Annotated in this window: 21 protein-coding genes; 8 read left to right on the top strand and 13 right to left on the bottom strand. The window is 43.8% G+C overall.

Annotation, left to right across the window (positions count from 1 at the left end):
• Positions 1-3 precede the first annotated feature (3 nt).
• The 3 genes from BT_RS18690 to efp form a co-directional block, all read right to left on the bottom strand.
• The gene (locus tag BT_RS18690) at positions 4-387 is read right to left on the bottom strand and encodes a transposase (RefSeq protein WP_008763908.1); all 384 of its coding nucleotides are present in this window, start codon (positions 385-387) and stop codon (positions 4-6) included.
• A gap of 223 nt (positions 388-610) precedes the next feature.
• Positions 611-2,014 carry an alkaline phosphatase gene (locus BT_RS18695; protein ID WP_008766999.1) on the bottom strand — a complete coding sequence of 468 codons (1,404 nt, stop codon included), beginning with the start codon at positions 2,012-2,014 and terminating at the stop codon, positions 611-613.
• 103 nt (positions 2,015-2,117) lie between these two features.
• A complete protein-coding gene (gene efp, locus BT_RS18700) occupies positions 2,118-2,684 on the bottom strand; it encodes an elongation factor P (RefSeq protein ID WP_008766998.1) in 567 nt (188 codons plus the stop codon).
• Positions 2,685-2,876: 192 nt separating this feature from the next.
• Between efp and rpmH the strand changes: the two genes are divergently transcribed.
• The 7 genes from rpmH to BT_RS18735 all read left to right on the top strand — a co-directional run bounded on the left by rpmH (position 2,877) and on the right by BT_RS18735 (position 8,531).
• Positions 2,877-3,038, top strand: a complete 162-nt coding sequence (gene rpmH / locus BT_RS18705) for a 50S ribosomal protein L34 (RefSeq protein WP_005678985.1) — start codon at positions 2,877-2,879, stop codon at positions 3,036-3,038.
• A 412-nt stretch (positions 3,039-3,450) separates the two neighbouring features.
• Positions 3,451-4,101, top strand: a complete 651-nt coding sequence (locus BT_RS18710) for a PASTA domain-containing protein (RefSeq protein ID WP_008766997.1) — start codon at positions 3,451-3,453, stop codon at positions 4,099-4,101.
• A gap of 25 nt (positions 4,102-4,126) precedes the next feature.
• The gene (locus BT_RS18715; RefSeq protein ID WP_008762648.1) at positions 4,127-5,200 is read left to right on the top strand and encodes an RluA family pseudouridine synthase; all 1,074 of its coding nucleotides are present in this window, start codon (positions 4,127-4,129) and stop codon (positions 5,198-5,200) included.
• Positions 5,197-6,171, top strand: coding sequence for a D-alanine--D-alanine ligase (locus BT_RS18720; RefSeq protein ID WP_008762649.1), 975 nt, complete (start codon positions 5,197-5,199; stop codon positions 6,169-6,171). Before BT_RS18715 ends, BT_RS18720 begins: the two co-directional genes overlap by 4 nt.
• A gap of 94 nt (positions 6,172-6,265) precedes the next feature.
• Positions 6,266-7,414: a 1-acyl-sn-glycerol-3-phosphate acyltransferase gene (locus BT_RS18725; RefSeq protein WP_011108940.1), complete on the top strand. Its 1,149-nt coding sequence runs from the start codon at positions 6,266-6,268 to the stop codon at positions 7,412-7,414.
• A complete protein-coding gene (locus tag BT_RS18730) occupies positions 7,411-8,124 on the top strand; it encodes a NigD-like protein (RefSeq protein ID WP_011108941.1) in 714 nt (237 codons plus the stop codon). The genes BT_RS18725 and BT_RS18730 overlap by 4 nt, the downstream gene beginning before the upstream one ends.
• A gap of 14 nt (positions 8,125-8,138) precedes the next feature.
• A complete protein-coding gene (locus BT_RS18735) occupies positions 8,139-8,531 on the top strand; it encodes a rhodanese-like domain-containing protein (protein ID WP_011108942.1) in 393 nt (130 codons plus the stop codon).
• A 246-nt stretch (positions 8,532-8,777) separates the two neighbouring features.
• Here the strand turns inward: BT_RS18735 and BT_RS18740 are convergent, their stop codons facing one another.
• The 3 genes from BT_RS18740 to proB are packed head-to-tail and all read right to left on the bottom strand — an operon-like array spanning position 8,778 to position 12,150.
• Positions 8,778-9,734 carry an acetylornithine carbamoyltransferase gene (locus BT_RS18740; RefSeq protein WP_008762653.1) on the bottom strand — a complete coding sequence of 319 codons (957 nt, stop codon included), beginning with the start codon at positions 9,732-9,734 and terminating at the stop codon, positions 8,778-8,780.
• Between the two features lie 53 nt (positions 9,735-9,787).
• Entirely contained in the window at positions 9,788-11,041 is a 1,254-nt protein-coding gene (locus BT_RS18745) for a glutamate-5-semialdehyde dehydrogenase (protein WP_011108943.1), read from the bottom strand.
• A gap of 26 nt (positions 11,042-11,067) precedes the next feature.
• Positions 11,068-12,150, bottom strand: a complete 1,083-nt coding sequence (proB, locus tag BT_RS18750; protein WP_011108944.1) for a glutamate 5-kinase — start codon at positions 12,148-12,150, stop codon at positions 11,068-11,070.
• A gap of 105 nt (positions 12,151-12,255) precedes the next feature.
• Between proB and BT_RS18755 the strand changes: the two genes are divergently transcribed.
• Positions 12,256-13,407: a pyridoxal phosphate-dependent aminotransferase gene (locus tag BT_RS18755; RefSeq protein ID WP_011108945.1), complete on the top strand. Its 1,152-nt coding sequence runs from the start codon at positions 12,256-12,258 to the stop codon at positions 13,405-13,407.
• Here BT_RS18755 and BT_RS18760 read toward each other — a convergent pair.
• From BT_RS18760 to BT_RS18790, 7 genes are all read right to left on the bottom strand, one after another.
• On the bottom strand, positions 13,376-13,609 hold the full coding sequence (locus BT_RS18760) for a DUF2007-related protein (protein ID WP_011108946.1): 234 nt from the start codon (positions 13,607-13,609) through the stop codon (positions 13,376-13,378). The genes BT_RS18755 and BT_RS18760 overlap by 32 nt on opposite strands.
• 73 nt (positions 13,610-13,682) lie before the next feature.
• Positions 13,683-14,525: a glutamate racemase gene (murI, locus tag BT_RS18765; protein WP_011108947.1), complete on the bottom strand. Its 843-nt coding sequence runs from the start codon at positions 14,523-14,525 to the stop codon at positions 13,683-13,685.
• 106 nt (positions 14,526-14,631) lie between these two features.
• Complete coding sequence (locus tag BT_RS18770; RefSeq protein ID WP_008762659.1) at positions 14,632-15,147, bottom strand: OmpH family outer membrane protein; 516 nt, start codon at positions 15,145-15,147, stop codon at positions 14,632-14,634.
• A 55-nt stretch (positions 15,148-15,202) separates the two neighbouring features.
• Complete coding sequence (locus BT_RS18775; RefSeq protein WP_008766991.1) at positions 15,203-15,718, bottom strand: OmpH family outer membrane protein; 516 nt, start codon at positions 15,716-15,718, stop codon at positions 15,203-15,205.
• Between the two features lie 23 nt (positions 15,719-15,741).
• Positions 15,742-18,399, bottom strand: a complete 2,658-nt coding sequence (locus tag BT_RS18780; protein WP_011108949.1) for a BamA/OMP85 family outer membrane protein — start codon at positions 18,397-18,399, stop codon at positions 15,742-15,744.
• 30 nt (positions 18,400-18,429) lie between these two features.
• Positions 18,430-19,164, bottom strand: coding sequence for an isoprenyl transferase (locus BT_RS18785; protein WP_008766989.1), 735 nt, complete (start codon positions 19,162-19,164; stop codon positions 18,430-18,432).
• Between the two features lie 36 nt (positions 19,165-19,200).
• Entirely contained in the window at positions 19,201-20,682 is a 1,482-nt protein-coding gene (locus tag BT_RS18790; RefSeq protein WP_011108950.1) for a DUF6242 domain-containing protein, read from the bottom strand.
• Positions 20,683-20,810 lie beyond the last annotated feature (128 nt).

Genomic DNA, 20,810 nt, shown 5'->3' on the forward strand with positions numbered 1-20,810 from the left:
CGATTACTTGGCATCGGAGTTTTTTCGTACCTTGATATGATACGTGGATTCAGCAAGATTGATGAGTTCTTCGCACGCCTCGTGACGTAAACTCTCATCAGCAAGAGCCCGATGAAGTTTACGGTTCTCAGCACGCAATAGCGATAGTTCTTTCTGGAGCTCAGAAATACTAGAATCAATAGCATCGCTATTTACTGGTTTAGAGGATCTACCCATATCTTTGTCTTCTATTTGATACTTGTTAAGCCAATAAGTAAGAAGCTTGGCACAAAAGCCGTGACGCTTACAAAACTCAGATTTGCTCTCGGGACTTGATAAATACTCACGAATATAAGACATTCGTTCATCATCACTGTAATAGTTGTACTTCTTTTTCGAATATTTCATCTTTATTTTCGATTTTTGAAGTGTCAACTTATTCAGTACACTACAGGAAACATATCAAGAGAAGGGACCCAATGAAAATCATCTATTATAATGATAATATTATTTAGGCACGGATTGCACGAATTTCACGGTCTTTAATTGAATAGAACCGTGTTAATCCGTGAAATCCGTGCCTAAATGAAAATAAATAGTGTTTTGATTACATATTCGTGCAGTCAATTCTTTATTTATATCCGGCAGCTTTAGCTATCCGTTTCGGAATTTCCGTATTGTCAATCTTCTCACCGAACAGTTGAGAACCGGCACCGATAGCAAATACCGGCACATAACCGGCAGAGTGACCGCCGCTTACCCAGCCTACCATAGATATCTGGTCCATTACTTCTTTAGCGCGTGCAGCCATCGGCTCGCTTTTAGAGTACATGCTTTCGGCAAATACCACTTTATTTCTGACAAAGGATTGTTCGAACTCGTCACGCAGCTTCTTTTCCTGTTCCCAGGAAATAGGGAACTGTTTCCAGAAGCCCATTTCTTCACCCAGGAATTCTTTCATGTCTTCCCAAGTCACTTTGTTGCCTTTTGATTTTCTTAGTTCGCTGATACGTCTGGACAATCCGTCAGCAGAATGTTTTTGATATTGCAATGCTTTCAGGTTCAACGCATATTTGCCTGTACCTAGTACGATACCACCGGTTTCGTGGTCGGCCGTAACAACGATCAGTGTTTCTTTCGGATGTTTCTTGTAGAATTCGTAAGCTACTTTGATAGCGTCATCCATGTCCTTTACTTCATTGAATACGGTAGCGGCGTCATTACCGTGGCAAGCCCAGTCAATCTTTCCACCTTCTACCATTAAGAAGAATCCTTTGTTCTTGCCTTTGGTCAGGAAGTCGATTGCGCTTTCTGTGATTTGGGCGAGAGTCAAGTCGTCGCTTTTACGGTCGATAGCATAAGGCAGGCAGGATGGATCTTTGCCTTCTTCCTGTATCAGGATCATTTTGCCGGCATCCTTGCTTTTGGCTTTATAATCGCTGTAGCCACGTGCTACGGTGTAACCTGCTTCTTCGAAAATAGGGAAGATGTTGGGAGCGTCTTTCTTGTCATACGTCTTGTCCGGTTTCAGAAAACCACCGCCTGCATAGAAGTCAAAGTTTGCTTTTGTCAGGTCGACAGCGATTTCATAATTCATATTACGGTCTGCCTGATGAGCGTAGAAAGCGGCAGGAGTGGCGTGGTCTACGCTGACGGAAGTAGTGACACCTACTTTCTTTCCGGCCTTCTTGGCTTTTTCGGCTACGGTTTCAATCGGGTTTTTGTCTTCTCCTACAGAGATGGCACTGTTGTAGGTCTTCTTTCCGGTAGCCAGTGCAGTACCCGCAGCGGCAGAGTCGGTAACAGAGTTTGTCGCGGAGAAAGTGGTTGCCATCGTTGCTACCGGAAATTGGGTGAACAATAAAGGTTCAACGCCGATGCGCCCGTTTTGCAGTTCTGCCTGATACATCTCTGTACCATTTACCTGATTGACTCCCATTCCGTCTCCGATGAAATAGAATACATACTTTGCCTGCTGACCGTTGGCTGCAACGGAAATAAGGACAAAGAGCAGTGTGTAAATCAACTTTTTCATTCTTTTGTATCTTAATATTAGGGTTAGTGATGGACAAAGGTAATAAAAAACGGTGGAAGTGCCGAAGCAAATCCACCGTTTCTTTATGTCATTTGTATGACATTTATGCTTTTACGCGTCCTACGTAAGAACCGTCACGAGTGTCGATTTCAATTGTTTCACCTTCGCTGATGAACAAAGGCACACGTACTGTTGCACCTGATTCTACGGTAGCAGGTTTCAGTGTGTTGGTGGCTGTATCACCTTTCATTCCCGGTTCTGTATAAGTAACCTTCATCTGAACTTTGATCGGCATGTCTGCATAAAGTACAGTTTCGGTAGAAGCGTCAGAAACAACGTCCAGCACTGCACCTTCGAGCAAGAAGTCTACACCATTGATCAGGTCGTGAGCGATGGGGTGTTGGTCAAAAGTTTCCTGGTTCATGAAGATATAGTCTTCTCCTTCTTTATACAGGAATTGGTATGGACGACGTTCAACGCGTACATCTTCCAGTTTTTCACCGATATTGAAACGGCGTTCGAGAACATAACCGCTTACTACGTCTTTCAGCTTGGTACGCATAAATGTGTTACCTTTACCTGGTTTTACATGCAGGAATTCTATACAGAAATAGAGCTTTCCGTCCATACGGATACAAGTTCCGTTTTTGATGTCTTGAGCATTAATCATACTGCTGTTTTTCTTATTATATTATTGTTATTTAATTGTCTTCGTCGTAATTCGAGTGCAAAAGTAATCTAAATCAGTAAAAAACACAAAAACTTTTGAGCAAAAATGACTTATCGCTTGGTTAATTTAAAAAAAGTCTCTATTTTTGCAGCCCGATTACGTAGAATAATAACATAAAAACAAGATACAGTAATGAAAAGAACATTTCAACCCTCTAACAGAAAGAGAAAGAACAAACACGGTTTCCGTGAGAGAATGGCATCGGCTAATGGTCGTAGAGTATTAGCTGCTCGCCGTGCGAAAGGCAGAAAGAAACTGACTGTTTCTGATGAGTACAACGGACAGAAGTGGTAATCATCACTCAGAAACAAAAAAGGCGGAGTTTTAAACTCCGCCTTTTTTGTTTGCTTCTATTTTCATTAAAGTTGGTTATAACTTCCTTTTTATGATAAAAAGTACAGGACTCTTGGCACAGTAGTTAAATAGAGTATTAAATAATGTTTAATGGAATGCTCTTTGTCACTTTTTAGCTTTCTTTGTCACAGATCATAGACGGAATATATGCGACAGACGGTTGTGCTCAGAGAATCCGGAAGCCGCATCCTAGAATATAAGGTTGTTGAAATCTATAGGAGTGGGGAATATAGTTGCAACAATTGTGGTGATGACAGGTGTCCTTGCATTTATGCAGGGACATTTTCATTGCCCACTATTCCGAAATTCAACTAATTTGTAGTATCTTTGGCGCGGATTAACAGCAAAGCGTATGACAATCAAAGAATTCTTTTCTTTTAAAACAAATAAATATTTCTGGGTGAATATCCTTGTCATGATTGTGGCAGTGGTGCTGATTGTGTTCGGCGTGATGAAATGGCTGGATGTTTATACTCGTCACGGTGAGGCGGTGGTTGTGCCCGATGTAAAAGGGATGACTGTGGATGAAGCTTCAAAAATGTTCCGCAATCACGGATTGGTATGTGTCGTTTCCGATTCTAATTATGTGAAGAATATGGCAGCTGGCATTGTACTTGATGTCAACCCGGGAATCGGACAAAAAGTGAAAGAAGGCCGCACCATTTACCTGACTATCAATACACTGAGTATTCCTTTACGTGCTGTTCCCGATGTGGCGGACAACAGTTCTCTGCGCCAGGCACAGGCGAAAGTGCTTGCTGCCGGATTCAAGCTGACCGAGATTCAGTTGATGAACGGTGAGAAGGACTGGGTGTACGGCATTAAATATCAGGGGCGCTCATTGAATGCGGGAGATAAAGTACCTTTGGGAGCTGCATTGACACTGATGGTAGGAAACGGAGAAAACGAACCGTTGGAAAGCGACTCCATGGAAAATGTTGAAGGGGCAGATGAACCTGTTTCCTCAGAATCCCCTTCAAGTCAGGATGATAGTTGGTTTTAATTGATAAATAACGAAACAGATTCACATGATCGAGGAAGAACTTCCGGATGAACTGGAGAATGATTTGGATGATATAGAACCTGTCGGTGACGAATCCCAGCTTTACGAACATTTTCGGGTGGTCGTAGACAAGGGACAGGCGATGGTCAGAGTCGACAAATATCTGTTCGAACGTATTGTCAATGCTTCGCGCAACCGTATTCAGAAGGCTGCCGAAGATGGATTCGTCATGGCTAACGGTAAGCCGGTGAAGAGCAGCTACAAGGTTAAGCCGCTCGATGTCATTACCGTCATGATGGACCGTCCTCGTTATGAGAACGAGATTATTCCCGAAAATATCCCCCTTAATATCGTTTACGAAGATCCATATGTAATGGTAGTGAACAAGCCTGCGGGACTGGTAGTACATCCGGGACACGGAAACTATCACGGTACGCTTGTCAATGCGTTGGCATGGCACATGAAAGATATTCCTGAATATGATGCCAATGACCCGCACGTCGGCCTGGTCCACCGGATTGATAAAGATACGTCCGGTCTGCTGGTGATTGCCAAGACGCCGGATGCCAAGACCAACCTCGGAATACAATTCTTTAATAAGACGACCAAACGCAGATACCGTGCCCTTGTCTGGGGAAATGTGGAACAGGATGAAGGCACGATTGTAGGCAGTATCGCCCGTAATCCGAAAGACCGGATGCAGATGGCGGTTATGTCCGACCCGTCGATGGGCAAGCACGCGGTCACTCATTATCGGGTGCTTGAACGGCTGGGATATGTCACGCTGGTAGAGTGCATACTCGAAACCGGACGTACTCATCAGATTCGTGTCCACATGAAACATATCGGGCATGTACTTTTCAATGACGAACGCTATGGCGGTCACGAAATTCTGAAAGGTACTCACTTTAGTAAATACAAACAATTTGTAAATAATTGCTTTGACACTTGTCCCCGGCAGGCTCTGCATGCCATGACATTGGGGTTCGTACATCCCGTCACAGGCGAAGAGATGTACTTTACTTCCGAACTTCCGGATGACATGACCCGGCTTATCGAGAAGTGGCGAGGCTATATAAGTAACAGAGAAATAGAATGAAACGCACAATTGCTATCGTAGCCGGAGGTGACACCTCCGAATTTCATGTATCCCTGCGTAGTGCACAGGGAATATATTCCTTCATAGATAAGGAAAAGTACACACTGTACATTGTCGAGATGCAGGGGACCCGTTGGGAAGTACAATTGCCGGATGGTGCAAAAGCACCGGTAGACCGCAATGATTTCAGCTTTATGCTGGGAACGGAAAAGATCAGGTTTGACTTTGCCTATATTACCATTCACGGTACTCCGGGCGAAGACGGCCGTCTTCAGGGATACTTTGACATGATGCACATACCATACTCTTGTTGCGGGGTGCTGGCTGCGGCGATCACCTATGACAAGTTTACCTGCAACCAATACCTGAAAGCCTTCGGAGTGCGTATTGCAGAATCGTTGCTATTGCGTCAGGGACAATCGGTTTCCGACGAAGATGTGATGGAAAAGATCGGTTTGCCTTGTTTCATCAAGCCGAGTCTGGGCGGTTCGAGCTTCGGTGTAACAAAGGTTAAGACGAAAGAACAAATACAGCCGGCCATTGTTAAGGCCTTTGAAGAAGCCCAGGAAGTGCTCGTAGAAGCATTCATGGAAGGAACGGAGCTAACCTGCGGCTGCTATAAAACCAAAGACAAGACCGTCATCTTCCCGCCTACGGAAGTGGTGACACATAATGAGTTCTTTGATTATGATGCAAAATACAATGGTCAGGTAGACGAGATTACTCCTGCACGCATCTCGGACGAACTGACGAATCGCGTGCAAATGCTGACCTCGGCCATTTATGACATATTGGGCTGTTCCGGTATCATCCGTGTGGATTATATTGTGACTGCCGGCGAAAAGATCAATCTGCTGGAAGTGAATACAACTCCGGGGATGACCACTACAAGCTTTATTCCCCAGCAAGTGCGTGCTGCCGGACTGGATATAAAGGATGTGATGACTGATATAATAGAAAATAAATTTTAGGTATTAAGTATTAGGTAATAAGTATTAATTCCATGCGGTTTACAGCGCAGCCTAATACTTAATACCTAATACTTATTTATAAACTTCATAGCTTATGGATACTACAGAGTTTGATGAGATTCGTCCTTACAATGATGAGGAACTTCCTCAAATCTTTGAGGAGCTGATTGCTGATCCTGCTTTTCAGAAGGCGGCTACTGATGCGATACCGAACGTCCCTTTTGAACTTTTGGCGCAGAAAATACGCGCATGTAAGAGCAAGCTGGATTTTCAGGAAACATTCTGTTATGGTATTTTATGGAAAATAGCAGCGGACCATACGGATGGGCTGACTCTGGATCATACGGCTGTGCCGGATAAGAGTAAGGCTTATACATATGTCTCCAATCATCGGGATATTATATTGGATTCGGGCTTCCTTTCTATCTTGCTGATCGATCAGGGGATGGATACGGTTGAGATAGCGATTGGCGACAATCTGCTGGTTTATCCGTGGATCAAGAAGCTGGTTCGTGTCAACAAGTCGTTTATTGTACAACGGGCGCTGACCATGCGGCAGATGCTGGAATCTTCGGCACGGATGTCCCGTTATATGCATTATACCATTAATGAGAAGAACCAGTCCATCTGGATTGCCCAGCGCGAAGGACGTGCCAAAGACTCGAACGACCGTACTCAGGACAGCGTGCTGAAGATGCTGGCGATGGGTGGTGAAGGCGACTTGATCGACCGTTTGATGGAGATGAATATCGCTCCTCTTGCCATTTCGTACGAATATGACCCCTGTGACTTTCTGAAAGCGCAGGAGTTTCAGTTGAAAAGAGATATAGAAGGATATAAGAAAACCACTCAGGACGATTTGATCAGTATGCAGACCGGTCTTTTCGGATACAAAGGGAAAGTGCATTTTCAGACGGCTCCCTGTATCAATGACAGGTTGGCGCAGCTGGACCGTTCGTTACCGAAGCAGGAACTGTTCTCCAGCATATCTGCCTGCATCGACCAGAGGATTCATAGTAACTATCGGATCTATTCGGGCAATTACGTTGCCTATGACTTGCTGAAGGGTACATCCGAGTTTGCCGGTCATTACACTCCCGAAGAGAAACAACGATTCGTTACCTATATCGAGCAACAACTGGGCAAAATAAAGATTCCGAATAAAGACGAAGACTTTTTGCGTGGAAAATTGTTATTAATGTATGCCAATCCGTTGGTGAACTATTTAGCTGCTTGCCAATGAATAAAGTAAAGTTACATACACTCTGGCTTTTGGGAATGCTTTTCCTGATGACTGCCTGCGGGGATGATGATGATTACTATTATCCTTCTGTGAAGTTGGAATTTGTCACTGTGAAGGCTGGGGCGGATGGTCTTATACAGAGTCTGCTTCCTGACAAGGGAGAGCTGTTGACTGTTGCGAAAGACCGTACCGGATCAACCATATCTCCGAACTCGGCCAGGCGTGTGATCAGTAACTATGAAGTAAATCCGGAGGATGCTACGGCTGTCATATATTCATTGCAGTCGGTGGTGACACCGGAGCCAAAGGGGGCTGACGATCCGGCTTTTGAAGGCGGACTGAAGTATGATCCGGTAGATGTGACCAGCATTTGGCTGGGGCGTGACTATTTGAATATGATTCTGAACGTGAAGATCAATATCAATAGTGGCAAACAGCACGTGTTTGGTATGATAGAAGAGAGTGTAGAGTCGGAGGGGGATGAGACAGTCGTAACCTTGTCTCTGTTTCATGATGCGAATGGGGATGAGGAGAACTATAATCGCCGTGCTTACATTTCTGTTCCTCTGACGAAATATGTGGATGAAGAAAATCCTCATCAAACCATAAGGATAAAATTCAAGTATCATACCACAGATAAAAATGGTGTGGTGGTAGAATCAAGCAAGTATTGTGATCCGGGATTTGAATATGTTCCGGATGGGAACTGATTAATATAGTACGTATGTTTAAAATGAATCAATTAGTCGTGGGATTATTTTTATTTCTCTCTTCTCTTTTCTCCTGTCAGCAGAAAGGAGACTTTAAAACGGTGAATGTAGAGGATTTCGATTCTATCATTCAGGATGAAGAAGTGCAGCGTCTGGATGTTCGTACACTGGCTGAATATTCAGAAGGACATATTGCAAAAACGATCAATATAAATGTGATGGATGACTCTTTTGCCTCGATGGCGGATTCATTGTTGCAAAAGAGCAAACCGGTTGCATTGTATTGCCGTAGCGGTAAACGAAGCAAGAAAGCTGCGGCGATCCTTAGTGAAAAAGGATTTAAGGTTGTGGAGCTTGGTAAAGGATTCAATGCCTGGCAGGCGGCAGGAAAGGAGATAGAATACTAAGGTTGTTGCTGTACGGCTTTTTTCTATCTATTCTAGAATAAATGGTTGCGCTTTACATAAAATTCTGAAGGGACGCAATCGTTATCGTGCTAGTATACAGTTGAATAGATGTTGCTATATTCTCAATGTATTCTCATGCTTATGAGAAAAAATTCTCATACCTATGAGAAAAATTTCTCAAAGGCATGAGAATCTTTTCTCATAGGTGCGAGAATAAAAGCAAGGTTTCATTCACAGATGTTCCGTTTATTCCAATCCCTCAATCAATCTCTTCAAAACCACTGTAGCCGAGATTTCACGGTTGGCAGCTTCGGGGATAACGATAGACTGAGGACTTTCGATTACATCATCCGTGACGATCATATTTCTGCGAACAGGCAGGCAGTGCATAAAGAAAGCATTGTTGGTTACTGCCATCTGTCGGTCGCTGACTGTCCATTCACGGTCTTTGCTTAATATCTGACCGTAATTGTCGCCTGTATAGGCAGCCCAGTTCTTGGCGTATATAAAGTCTGCTCCTTCGAAAGCCTTCATCTGATCATATTCTACCTTGGCATTTCCTACGAATTGAGGCGCCAGCTCATATCCTTCCGGGTGAGTGATAACGAAATCATAGTCAGTGGCATTCATCCACTCTGCAAAGGAGTTGGGAACAGCCTGTGGCAATGGACGGGGATGCGGAGCCCAAGTCATTACGACTTTGGGACGTGCCGTCTTTTTATATTCCTCAATGGTGATTAAATCGGCAAAGCTCTGCAATGGGTGGCGGGTAGCTGCCTCCATCGAAAAGACAGGACGTCCGGAATATTGGATAAATTGATTCAGAATAGTCTCCTGATAGTCAAAATCGCGATCTTCGAAACGGGCAAAGGAACGTACTCCGATGATGTCACAATAACAACCCATCACAGGAATCGCTTCCAGCAGATGTTCCGGTTTGTCACCATCCATGATGACGCCACGTTCTGTTTCCAGTTTCCATGCACCTTGGTTGATGTCCAGCACCATTACATTCATTCCCAGATTGAGAGCAGCTTTCTGTGTGCTGAGGCGGGTGCGGAGGCTGGAGTTAAAGAAGATCATCATCAATGTCTTGTTTCGTCCCAACTCTACATATTTGAAGCGGTCTTTTTGAATTTCAAATGCTTCTGCAAGGGCTGATTTTAAATCGCCGATGTCCTGTACACAAGTAAATTTCTTCATTTTATCTATCATTAATCGTTATTGTCCAATTGATCATTTGTCGTTTCCTCACTTTACCATCTGGTCTGTCCGTCGCCTTCGATCACCCATTTGTAGGAAGTGATTTCCTCCAGTCCCATCGGACCGCGGGCATGCAGCTTTTGAGTACTGATACCGATTTCGGCTCCCAGGCCGAATTGTGCACCGTCGGTGAAAGCGGTAGATACGTTGGTATATACGCATGCCGCATCTACTATCTTAGTAAACAAGGTGGCACGCTCTTTGTTTTCGGTCACGATACATTCGCTGTGCCTTGAACTGTTTTCCTGTATATGCCCCAGTGCGTCTTCAAAGCTTTTCACCGTTTTGACAGCCATCTTGTAATCCAGAAACTCTGTTCCGAAGCTTTCCGGAGTGGCAGGTTGCAGCAACTCAGCCGGATAATATCCTTCCAGTGCCTGATAAGCCTGTGTATCTGCATAGATAGTAACCTTGCTTTCTTTCAGTTGATCGCAGAGCGCAGGCAAATCCCCCAGACGTTTCTCATGAATGATGGTACAGTCGAGCGCATTGCAGACACTGACACGGCGTGTCTTGGCATTATGGATAATATCCGCTCCTTTCCGGGTATCTCCGAACTCATCAAAATAAGTATGGCAGATACCTGCTCCTGTTTCAATGACAGGAATCCGTGCATTCTCGCGCACGAAATTTATCAGATTGCTGCTTCCTCTCGGAATAATCAGGTCTACATAGCCTGTCGCATTCAGTAATGCTGCCGTAGCCTCTCTGTCTGCCGGGAGCAGTTCTACTATATGTGGGTTGACATGAAACTTTTCAAGTACCTTGTGAATGACGCTGATGATGGCACGGTTGGAATCGTCTGCGTCACTTCCACCTTTCAGGATGCAGGCATTTCCACTTTTCAGGCAAAGGGAAAAGACGTCGAAGCTGACATTAGGACGCGCTTCATAGATGATGCCTATTACTCCGAAGGGTACACTGACTTTGGTCAGCTTCATGCCATTGGGGCGGGAGGTTTCCTTTAAAATCCTTCCCAGCGGGGAGGGGAGAGTGGCTACATTACGTGTGTCGGCAGCGATGCCTTTCAGCCTCTCTTCCGTCAGTTTTAACCGGTCGTACTTCGGGTTACTCTTGTCCATCCGTGCCAGGTCCTTTTCATTTTCTGACAGGATAAAGGATGTTTCGGCAATGGTAGCATCAGCGACCGCATTCAGTATCTGATTGATGGTGTCGTCACTCAGCAATGCCAATTCCCGGCTGGCAGCTTGTACAGCAGCGAAAGTTCCGTTTAAATTTGTAGTCATTTGCTCCTTTTTACGTTTTATATTTTTTATTCGATATACAGATAGTCGTAATGTACTACAGGCTTTTTGCCATGTTTGCCCATTGCTTCCCTGGCTTGTGCGGAATCGCAGTTCGCTTTTCCTACACCAACCTGATTGCCCAGAAAGTCCATGATGCGTACAATATCGTCTTTCTCAAATTCGCCTTCGATGTGGGTGATTCCGACCGGAAGAATGCTGGCTGCCTTCTCCGAACTGAGGATATCCGTGGCACATTCGTTAATATGAATTTCCCCTTTGGCGAATCCTTCGCTGTGGGCAATCCATTTCTTTACACTGGATACCGCTTCGGTGGAAGGGATAAAGCGCGTGCAAACTGTATCGTCCGGCTGTTGCAACAAGTCTACGAGAATATTATCCCGTTTTCCGTTGGCGATGATGACCGTAATCCCTTCGTCGGCTACCTTGCGGGCAATATTCGTTTTCGTCAGCATACCGCCGCGGCCGAAGCTCGATTTGGTAGCCTGGATATAGTTGGATAAATCCTTTCCGTGCTCGATCTCCCGAATGACAGCGGAGGCAGGATCGGAGGGTGAACCGTTGTAGATTCCGTCTATGTTACTCAGGATAATCAGTGCCTGCGCATCCATCATGGAAGCGATCAGCCCGGAAAGTTCGTCATTGTCCGTGAACATAAGCTCGCTGACCGAAATCGTATCATTCTCATTGACGATGGGGATGACGCCGTTTTCGAGCATCACCGTCATACAGTTCTTCTGATTCAGATAATGGCGGCGGGTACTGAAATTCTCTTTGGTAGTCAGCACCTGACCTACCGCAATGCCGTGTTCACGGAAAAGTTCGTAGTAGCGGTTTATTAATTTAGCCTGTCCTACGGCGGAGAATAACTGGCGCTGGTCTACACTGTCGAGCTTTTTCTGTGGGTGTATTTCGCTGCGTCCCGAAGCAACTGCTCCCGAAGAAATGAGAATGATCTCTACTCCGGATTTATTTAATTCTGCTATCTGGTCAACGAGTGCCGACATACGGGTGACGTCCAATGTACCGTCACGGCGTGCCAATACGTTACTGCCTACTTTTACTGCTATTCGTGTAAACTCTTGTTTCATCCTTACTAACGATTTGAAAGCACAAATATAGAGCTTTTTGTCGATATGTTACAAAAACAGGCTGAAAAGAATTATCTTTGCAGCCTGACAGATAAAAGAAAAACAATGAAACATACGAATCCCCAAGTAGAACAAATGACCTCCTTTATCGTGATGGATGTATTGGAGCGTGCAAATGAATTACAGAAACAAGGTGTGGACGTTATCCACCTGGAAGTCGGTGAGCCGGACTTTGACGTTCCGGCTTGTGTGGCGGAAGCTGCTAAGGCTGCCTACGACCGGCATCTCACACATTACACTCACTCTTTGGGGGATCCGGAACTGCGTCGTGAAATAGCCGCTTTTTATCAACGTGAATATGGAGTCACCGTCGATCCGGATTGTATTGTCGTCACTTCCGGTTCTTCTCCCTCTATCCTTCTGGTCTTGATGTTGCTTTGCAACTCGGACAGTGAAGTGATTCTGTCCAATCCGGGATATGCGTGTTATCGTAACTTCGTGTTGGCTGCCCAGGCAAAACCTGTCTTGGTGCCTCTGTCCGAAGAGAATGGTTTGCAATATGATATAGAAGCGATCCGTAAGTGTGTCACTCCGCATACGGCTGGTATTTTTATTAATTCGCCGATGAATCCGACGGGTATGCTGCTGGATGAGAGTTTCCTGAGAAGTGTGGCATCTTTGGGCGTTCCTATTATTTCGGATGAGATCTATCACGGACTGGTATACGAGGGACGTGCGCATAGTATTCTGGAATATACGGATAAGGCTTTTGTCCTGAACGGATTTTCCAAACGGTTTGCGATGACAGGGCTGCGCTTAGGTTATCTGATAGCACCGAAATCTTGTATGCGTTCTTTGCAGAAGTTGCAGCAGAATCTGTTTATTTGTGCGTCCAGCATCGCCCAGCAAGCGGGAATTGCCGCATTGCGACAGGCTGACTCGGATGTGGAACGGATGAAACAGATCTATGATGAACGCCGCCGGTATATGATCAGCCGCCTTCGGGAAATGGGATTCGAGATCAAAGTTGAGCCTCAGGGTGCCTTTTATATTTTCGCTGATGCACGTAAGTTCACTACCGACTCTTATCGCTTTGCATTCGATGTTCTCGAAAATGCGCATGTCGGCATCACTCCCGGTATAGACTTTGGAACGGGAGGCGAAGGATATGTTCGTTTCTCCTATGCGAATTCGCTGGAGAGTATCCGGGAAGGACTGGACCGTATCAGTCAGTATCTTTCTCGTTGCGGCTTCTGATCAGTTCAGTAGCGGCTTCGTACTGGTCTTCAGTGACCAGAACAGATACAGATGGAGCAATATAGGGGGCTAATGTCCCCATGATACCATCTTTAATGACGCAGCGGATGTCATTACTTTCCAACAATCCCTTGATAATTTCTGCTTCCCATGGCGAACCGGAGAATACTTCTATGGCCTTGCTATAATCTTCTTCTTTCATAATCTTATGCTATTTGAGGTTATGTATACAAATATAACAAAAAAGAAGGAAAGATTGATCAGCTTTCCCATATTTATTCGAGAGAAATTCTTCTTACGTCGATTTGCTGGTTCAGGAAGGAAGAGGCCGATTCGACAAACTTCTCTTCCGCCTCTGTGGTGTAAAACAGACAGCTGCCGTTTTGGGTACACTTGGCATTCATTTCCGGGTGTCTGCTTAGGTAGTCCTTCAGACTTTCGGCTACATATTCTCCTTGTGCGACAATGCGGATATGCTTCGGAGTGTATTCTTGTATCTTAGGGAGCAAGATAGGATAATGCGTGCAGCCCAGAATCATCGTATCAATTTCGGGATCTTTGGATAGCAGCTGGTCAATGTATTTCCGGATGAAATAATCGGCCCCTTCGTTCTGTGATTCATTATTTTCCACTAGCGGTACCCACATGGGGCATGCCATTCCGCTCACTTGAATATCCGGGAATAGCTTATGTATCTCTAATGGATACGATTCGGACTTGATGGTACCTGCTGTTGCCAGTACTCCGATATGACGGCTTTGAGTAATGCCACCTATACACTCAACGGTAGGGCGGATAACTCCGAGTACACGGCGTTCAGGGTCAATGCCGGGCAAGTCATTCATTTGTATGCTGCGCAATGCTTTGGCAGAGGCTGTATTGCAGGCCAAGATAACGAGATGACATCCCATTTCAAACAATTTATTGACTGCCTGCAAAGTGAATTCGTACACGATTTCAAAAGAACGTGTGCCGTAAGGAGTGCGTGCATTGTCTCCCAGATAGACATAATCATATTCCGGCAGTGCCTCTCTTATCTTGTTGAGGATAGTCAGCCCACCGTATCCGGAATCGAAAACTCCGATTGGTCCGGGTGTATGAGATAGATGTTGCTTCATGACGAGTGCGGTTTTATATACGCAAAGTTACATGAAAAAAGGGAAAGAGAAAGATGTATGATCTTCTTTTCTCTTTCCCTTTCGGTATTTTATAGCTTATAGCTTCTTATTTGATGCCGAGCTGTGTCTTTACCTTAGGAGTCAGATTAATACTTTGTGACTCATTAACGTAAGCAACCGGTGTTCTTGCAAGGTCGAAGATGTAGATTACGCCTTCGGCAGCACCTACAGCTTTAATTGCGTCGTCCAACTTTTTGTAGATAGGAGCCATTGCGTCAGCCTGAGCTTTTTGCATCTGCTGTTGAGCTTCCTGTTGGAACTGCTCTTGTCTTTGCATCATATCCTGCAGTTCTTTTTGTCTTCTTTCAGCGATGTTAGCAGGAAGAGAGTCCTTAGCGATAGCTTGCTGGAATTCCTGATATTTCTTGTTGAATTCTTCCTGAGTTCTTTGTAATTCGCTGGTCAGTTGTTTGTCTAGTGCTTCAATATCAGATTGTGCCTTAGCAAATTCAGGCATTGCTGAAACGATTTCTTGGGCATTAATATGACCGAATTTCAGATTTTGTGCAAATACACCCATTGGGAGTGCAAGCATCAATACAAGTGCAATTTTTTTTAGCATAGTTCTATAATTTATTTGAATGATTTTTAGTTATTTTCGATGCAAATGTATGAAATTAATTTGAATATCCTAATTTTCTCAGCACTTCATCACTAATATCAATACGTGGATTGGCAAAAATGATGCCTGCAGCAGAGGCTCTGTCGAGTACAAGGTCGTATCCGTGTAGTTGCGACAGTTCCTTTACAGCACCATATATTTCATCCTGAATAGGATTAATCAGCTTCTCCTGCATCTTAGCCAATTCGCCTTCCGGACCGAAGTATTTGCGCTTCAGTTCGGCAGCGGATTTCTCTTTCGCTACAATTTCATCTTCCTTCTTAGTCTTCTGAGCCGCAGAGAGAGTAGAGGACTGAGCTTGATAGTCCTGGAACATCTTCTGTGCTTCCTTGGCAATTACCTCCACTTCGCTTTGATATTTCTTCGTAGCTTCCTGCAATTGCTCATTAGCGCTTTGATATGCCGGAATATTTTTCAGAATATATTCCGTATCGATCAATGCAAATTTTTGTGCACTAGCTGCCATACTGATGGCAAACAGTAACATAATGGATAGAACAGACTTTCTCATGACGTTTAGTTTTTAGTTTTATATTAGAATTCTTGTCCTAAGATAAAGTGGAACTGGCTGCCGCCGTATTCCTTACTACCATTTATCTTGTCGAAACCGTAACCCCAGTCGATACCCATCATACCAATCATCGGCAAGAAGATACGAACACCGATACCGGCAGAACGTTTCAAATCAAACGGATTGAATTTTGAGATATCATGCCATGCGTTACCAGCCTCCAAGAAACCTAACACATAAATGTTAGTACTTGTTTCCAGCATCAACGGATATCTTAATTCGATGCCGAGGCGTGCATAAGCATACCCTTCTTTTCCATATGGTGTCAATGAACTGTTTTCATAACCACGCAATGCAATACTTTCTGTTGCATAACTTGAGTAACCAGTCATACCGTCACCACCTACGTCGAATGTACCGAATGGCGATTTCTTATATTTGTTATAGTGCCCTAACAACCCAAATTCTGTACGTGTCATCAATACCAGACACTTAGGATGTGCGATATAATCCATCAACGGAGTATATGTTTTGGCTTTAAATTTCCATTTGTGGTATTCAACCCATCTATGAAGTTTATTCATATTATCTTGGGTAATACCCCTATCATCTGTTGGATCGTAGAAATAACCTTTATAGTCTTTACCATCAAACAATGAGTACGGAGGAGTAAGCTGAACTGACAGCGAGAAGTCCGAACCTGTACGTGGGAAGATCGGGTTGTCAATAGAGTTACGTGCCAAAGTCAGTGAAAGGCTGAGGTCATTACATTTACCGTTGGTTACCGGGAAATACTGCCAGTCTTTCAGGTTGTAGCGTTGGTAAGCTAGCTCTGCAGACAAAGTAAAGTAGTCATCCGGCCATTTCAGACGCTTACCCCAACCTAGAGAAAGTCCCCACATCTTGATAGACTTGTCGGGGTCATAGTAGTTCTCATAGTTGTTGTAATTGCCATAGTTGTACATACCATAGCCACCATAACCGCTATACATACTATTGTAATAGTTGTTGAAATAGCTCGAGTTGTAGTAACGGCTGCTGATGTCAGTCTGAACTGAGAAGAAAGCCGATACGGAAAGTGAGTTCGGGCGTTTACCTCCAAACCAAGGATCGAAGAATGAGATACTATATGACTGATAGTATTTAGCATTCGTCTGACCGCTGATGGTCAATGTCTGTCCGTCACCTTGCGGCAGGATACCACGGTAGTTTTCACCCGGACGCAGCAAGTTGGCAACAGAGAAGTTGGTAAATTTCAGACTCAGCTTACCGATGATACCTGTTTGTCCCCAACCGGCAGAGAATTCTACCTGGTCATTGGCTTTAGATGTCAAAGGCAGACCTATATCAACTGTTCCGTTTACAGGGTCCGGCTGAATATCCGGCTGCAGTTTTTCAGGGTCAAAGTGTCCCATCTGCTGGATTTCACGTAATGAACGCATCAGGTCATCCTTGCTGAACAGCTGTCCCGGACGAATACGAAGCTCACGACGAACTACGTTTTCATACAGACGGTCGTTACCGCTGATGTTGATCTTGTTAATCGTAGCCTGACGGCCTTCATAGATTCTCATTTCGAGGTCGATGGAGTCACCGACGATATTTACTTCTACCGGATCAAGATTGTAGAACAAATAACCGTTATTGTAATATAAGTTACCGATTGCGTCGTCATCTGTAGAGGTACGTTCTCCCAGCAACTTCTGGTTGTAAACATCACCCTTCTTCATGCGGAGCAGGAAGTTCAGCTGTTCTGAAGGATACAGTGTGTTACCTACCCATGTTACATTACGAAGGTAATATTTCTGACCTTCGTCTATATCCATATATACATCTACCGTCTTTTCGTCGTATTGTGCTACACTGTCCTTTACGATCATTGCATCACGATATCCCAGCTCGTTATACTTATCTATGATCAGCTGCTTATCTGCTTCAAAGTTTTCCGGAACAAATTTCTTGGTGCGGAACAGATTCAGAAGTTTGCCTTTTTCATTGGTCTTCTTCATTACTTTCTTCAGCTTGGATGTTTTGATGGCCGAGTTTCCGGTGATATGGATAGCGTGCACTTTAATCTTTTCCTTCTTGTCGATATCAATGTCAACAATCACCTGATTTTCGTTAGATGGATCGTCCTTTTGCGCGATAATCACTTCTGCATTCTTAAAGCCTTTATCGTCAAAATAACGTTTGATCAATGTCTTTGCACGGTCAACGGTATTCGGAGTGATCTGCATACCTTTTACCATACCCAGTTTGCTTTCAAAGTCTGTACGTTCTGACTTCTTCACACCATGATAGCGTACATCCGCAATACGGGGACGTTGTGTCAGACTGATTTTTAACCAAATCTTGTTGCCTTCTATCTTTTCGGCAGTAATCTGTACGTTAGAGAACAAACCATGTTTCCAGTAGCGCTTGATTGCTCCGGTAATCTCATCACCCGGCACGGTAATCGTCTGTCCAACGGACAGTCCGGATAATCCGATTAACACATAGTCTTCATAATTCTTCACGCCTTCAACCTTGATGTCTGCTATCTCATACTTTTTAGGCGTTCCTGAGTATAAGATGACTGGCTTAGAGTCTTCGTCAGTGTTGGTATTCTGCGTAAAGCCCGTGGCTGCAAAGCAGAACAGGCAGATAAACGTTACGAATATAAAGGAAATACGATAATGCATTTATGTTATAATTTGAAGTTTCGAATTATGTTAGCTGATTTGTTCACTCGTTTTGCCGAACCGGCGCTCTCTTTGCTGATACTCATAAATGGCTTTACAGAATTCTTCTTTATCGAAGTCCGGCCAGAATGTATCACAAAAATAAAGCTCCGAATAAGCACATTGCCATAGCAGGTAGTTGCTTAGTCGGATTTCTCCTCCCGTGCGGATCAGTAAATCCGGATCGGGCATAAAGTTTGTGGTCAGATGAGCAGTTATGTATTCATCTGTTATTTGTTCGGGAGATATTTCTCCCGTTTTTGCAAGCGTTGCAATCTGTCGGACTGCTTCAGTCATTTCCCAGCGGGAAGAGTAGCTGAGTGCCAGTACCAGGCAGGTTCCTGTATTATTAGCTGTGTGTTCTATACATCTTGACAGACCTTCCTGCACTTCTGCAGGTAATTTCTTAATATCACCAATAATGCGGAAACGAATATTGTTCTTCATCAACGTTTCTTCTTCGATAGAATCCACCAATAGATTCATTAAAGCTGCTACTTCTTCCTGCGGACGATTCCAATTCTCGGTGGAGAAAGTATATAAAGTCAGATATTTAACCCCCAGACGTGCAGCATCCTCGATAATTTTATGTACCGTTTCTGCGCCTGCCTGGTGACCGTAAGTTCGTTCTTTTCCCCGCTGTTTAGCCCATCTCCCATTCCCATCCATAATGATGGCTATGTGCTGGGGAATCCGATTTTTGTCTATTTTCTCTATATAGGACATGTTTTGATTATAAGGTTCGTATTTAACTACTTCTTATTACTGTATTAGAAATCCGAGTTTATTAACTCTACCACGCCAGATTTTGTCAATACCTTGACCACCTACCATCCATATATAATGGTTTCTGTCAACTACCATTGTGTAGTTTACTTCTTTTCCCTTGAAGCTGGATTCGTGAAGAGAAGGATGTTGTGTTACTCCTCCTTCAAGTTTCACCGGAGGAAGAATTCCGGGAAGCATGAACATTCTGTCTACCCCTTTCCATACAAGTAATGTCGGGGAGGTATAGAATTTCTGGAATCCCTTAGCATCATCTTTAGTTTCTTTTCCACAAATGTAAAATGCGTCGTTATAATGTATAATAGACGGGTCTACTAATTTCGGACAGTTGTTATTTGATGGAATCTCCATTGGAATCCAGGCTTTACCATCTTCTGAAGCCCAAACGACTGTAGCTGTGTCATTGTCTAAACCGTCTTCTGTATTACCCACAACGATTGCATTCAACGTTCCGCTTTCAGTTGCATATACATCGGCTGACAGGTTGTTTATCGGGAACTCTGCAGGAACAACTGTTAATTTGTCTATATCTTTCTCCCATGTTACATCTTTCTCTGCAAAACTGAAATATTTCTCTCCATTGATTTCTACTATACCTGCTATTCCATTTATCTTTTTATGGTTACTGCCATCACTGTCAGAAAAACTGGTTATCAGATTAGTAACGGAAACGCCATCGGAATTGAGTACTTCATCTTTTGTCCAAGTCAAACCGTCATTGGAATTATATACTTCCTTATTCTTAGTAAGTAAATATAACTTGTCAACGAATCGGATAATGGAGGTAACATCAGCACCATCAGGAAGTTTGCCAGTAGTTTCTTTATCCCATTTTTGACCATAGTTTAAACGATCAGTAGGAGAGCCTGCCGGTATTGCTGTACTGTAAATTTCATTGTTTTGAGCGAATAATAATATCTTGTCCCCAAGCGTTACTACCTTTTGTTTTTCAGCAGTGTTCCTCACGGGATTGTTCGCTATAGGGTCTTTTCCCCAACTGAGTGAATCGGGAACCATCGTATGCATCCGTATATTAACTTTATACTCATTCTGAACCTCCATATTCGGTGCCCATACCTTCAGTACCAGAAAGTTGTTTTTCTCGGTTGCATTTACATACTTAGTCAGGTCAATAGAGTCGTTAATATTAACGATTGAATCCTGATCGTTCTGATCTTTCATCGTCACGATACCGGATGCTGTTGTCAGCGTCTTGATCAGAATACTATTAATGATCGTGTCAGCATTGACAGGCAGTGAATCCACATTATATATTAAACGACTAACTTGGTCAATTGTGAATTTATAGTTTACCCCATAACCTATAGTGTCAAGTTCAAATGCGCGTATAGTCGCATCCGGACTATAATTGACTTCGTTATCATTGTCAAGGCAAGACGTAATAACGAATGACACCATGAAAAAACTCGCAATGATTGATAAAAACTTTATTCTCATTTGAAAGATTGTGTTTATTTACAAGTTGCAAAAATAGGAACATTTTTTCCGATATAGAACATTAAGGGGAAGTTTTATATAAAATTATAGATAATAACGCTGTTTTTATCGACGTAGAACCCCTTGAA

Source organism: Bacteroides thetaiotaomicron VPI-5482, from assembly GCF_000011065.1.
Classification (GTDB): Bacteria; Bacteroidota; Bacteroidia; order Bacteroidales; family Bacteroidaceae; genus Bacteroides; species Bacteroides thetaiotaomicron.

What these genes read in the sequence shown, in the direction of transcription:
- BT_RS18790 (WP_011108950.1), bottom strand. Translation starts at nt 20,682, where the DNA reads ATGAGAATAAAGTTTTTATCAATCATTGCGAGTTTTTTCATGGTGTCA.
- BT_RS18695 (WP_008766999.1), bottom strand. Translation starts at nt 2,014, where the DNA reads ATGAAAAAGTTGATTTACACACTGCTCTTTGTCCTTATTTCCGTTGCA.
- BT_RS18775 (WP_008766991.1), bottom strand. Translation starts at nt 15,718, where the DNA reads ATGAGAAAGTCTGTTCTATCCATTATGTTACTGTTTGCCATCAGTATG.
- BT_RS18730 (WP_011108941.1), top strand. Translation starts at nt 7,411, where the DNA reads ATGAATAAAGTAAAGTTACATACACTCTGGCTTTTGGGAATGCTTTTC.
- rpmH (WP_005678985.1), top strand. Translation starts at nt 2,877, where the DNA reads ATGAAAAGAACATTTCAACCCTCTAACAGAAAGAGAAAGAACAAACAC.
- BT_RS18780 (WP_011108949.1), bottom strand. Translation starts at nt 18,399, where the DNA reads ATGCATTATCGTATTTCCTTTATATTCGTAACGTTTATCTGCCTGTTC.
- BT_RS18720 (WP_008762649.1), top strand. Translation starts at nt 5,197, where the DNA reads ATGAAACGCACAATTGCTATCGTAGCCGGAGGTGACACCTCCGAATTT.
- BT_RS18690 (WP_008763908.1), bottom strand. Translation starts at nt 387, where the DNA reads ATGAAATATTCGAAAAAGAAGTACAACTATTACAGTGATGATGAACGA.
- BT_RS18770 (WP_008762659.1), bottom strand. Translation starts at nt 15,147, where the DNA reads ATGCTAAAAAAAATTGCACTTGTATTGATGCTTGCACTCCCAATGGGT.
- murI (WP_011108947.1), bottom strand. Translation starts at nt 14,525, where the DNA reads ATGAAGCAACATCTATCTCATACACCCGGACCAATCGGAGTTTTCGAT.
- BT_RS18755 (WP_011108945.1), top strand. Translation starts at nt 12,256, where the DNA reads ATGAAACATACGAATCCCCAAGTAGAACAAATGACCTCCTTTATCGTG.
- BT_RS18725 (WP_011108940.1), top strand. Translation starts at nt 6,266, where the DNA reads ATGGATACTACAGAGTTTGATGAGATTCGTCCTTACAATGATGAGGAA.
- BT_RS18710 (WP_008766997.1), top strand. Translation starts at nt 3,451, where the DNA reads ATGACAATCAAAGAATTCTTTTCTTTTAAAACAAATAAATATTTCTGG.
- BT_RS18740 (WP_008762653.1), bottom strand. Translation starts at nt 9,734, where the DNA reads ATGAAGAAATTTACTTGTGTACAGGACATCGGCGATTTAAAATCAGCC.
- efp (WP_008766998.1), bottom strand. Translation starts at nt 2,684, where the DNA reads ATGATTAATGCTCAAGACATCAAAAACGGAACTTGTATCCGTATGGAC.
- BT_RS18785 (WP_008766989.1), bottom strand. Translation starts at nt 19,164, where the DNA reads ATGTCCTATATAGAGAAAATAGACAAAAATCGGATTCCCCAGCACATA.
- BT_RS18735 (WP_011108942.1), top strand. Translation starts at nt 8,139, where the DNA reads ATGTTTAAAATGAATCAATTAGTCGTGGGATTATTTTTATTTCTCTCT.
- BT_RS18715 (WP_008762648.1), top strand. Translation starts at nt 4,127, where the DNA reads ATGATCGAGGAAGAACTTCCGGATGAACTGGAGAATGATTTGGATGAT.
- BT_RS18760 (WP_011108946.1), bottom strand. Translation starts at nt 13,609, where the DNA reads ATGAAAGAAGAAGATTATAGCAAGGCCATAGAAGTATTCTCCGGTTCG.
- BT_RS18745 (WP_011108943.1), bottom strand. Translation starts at nt 11,041, where the DNA reads ATGACTACAAATTTAAACGGAACTTTCGCTGCTGTACAAGCTGCCAGC.
- proB (WP_011108944.1), bottom strand. Translation starts at nt 12,150, where the DNA reads ATGAAACAAGAGTTTACACGAATAGCAGTAAAAGTAGGCAGTAACGTA.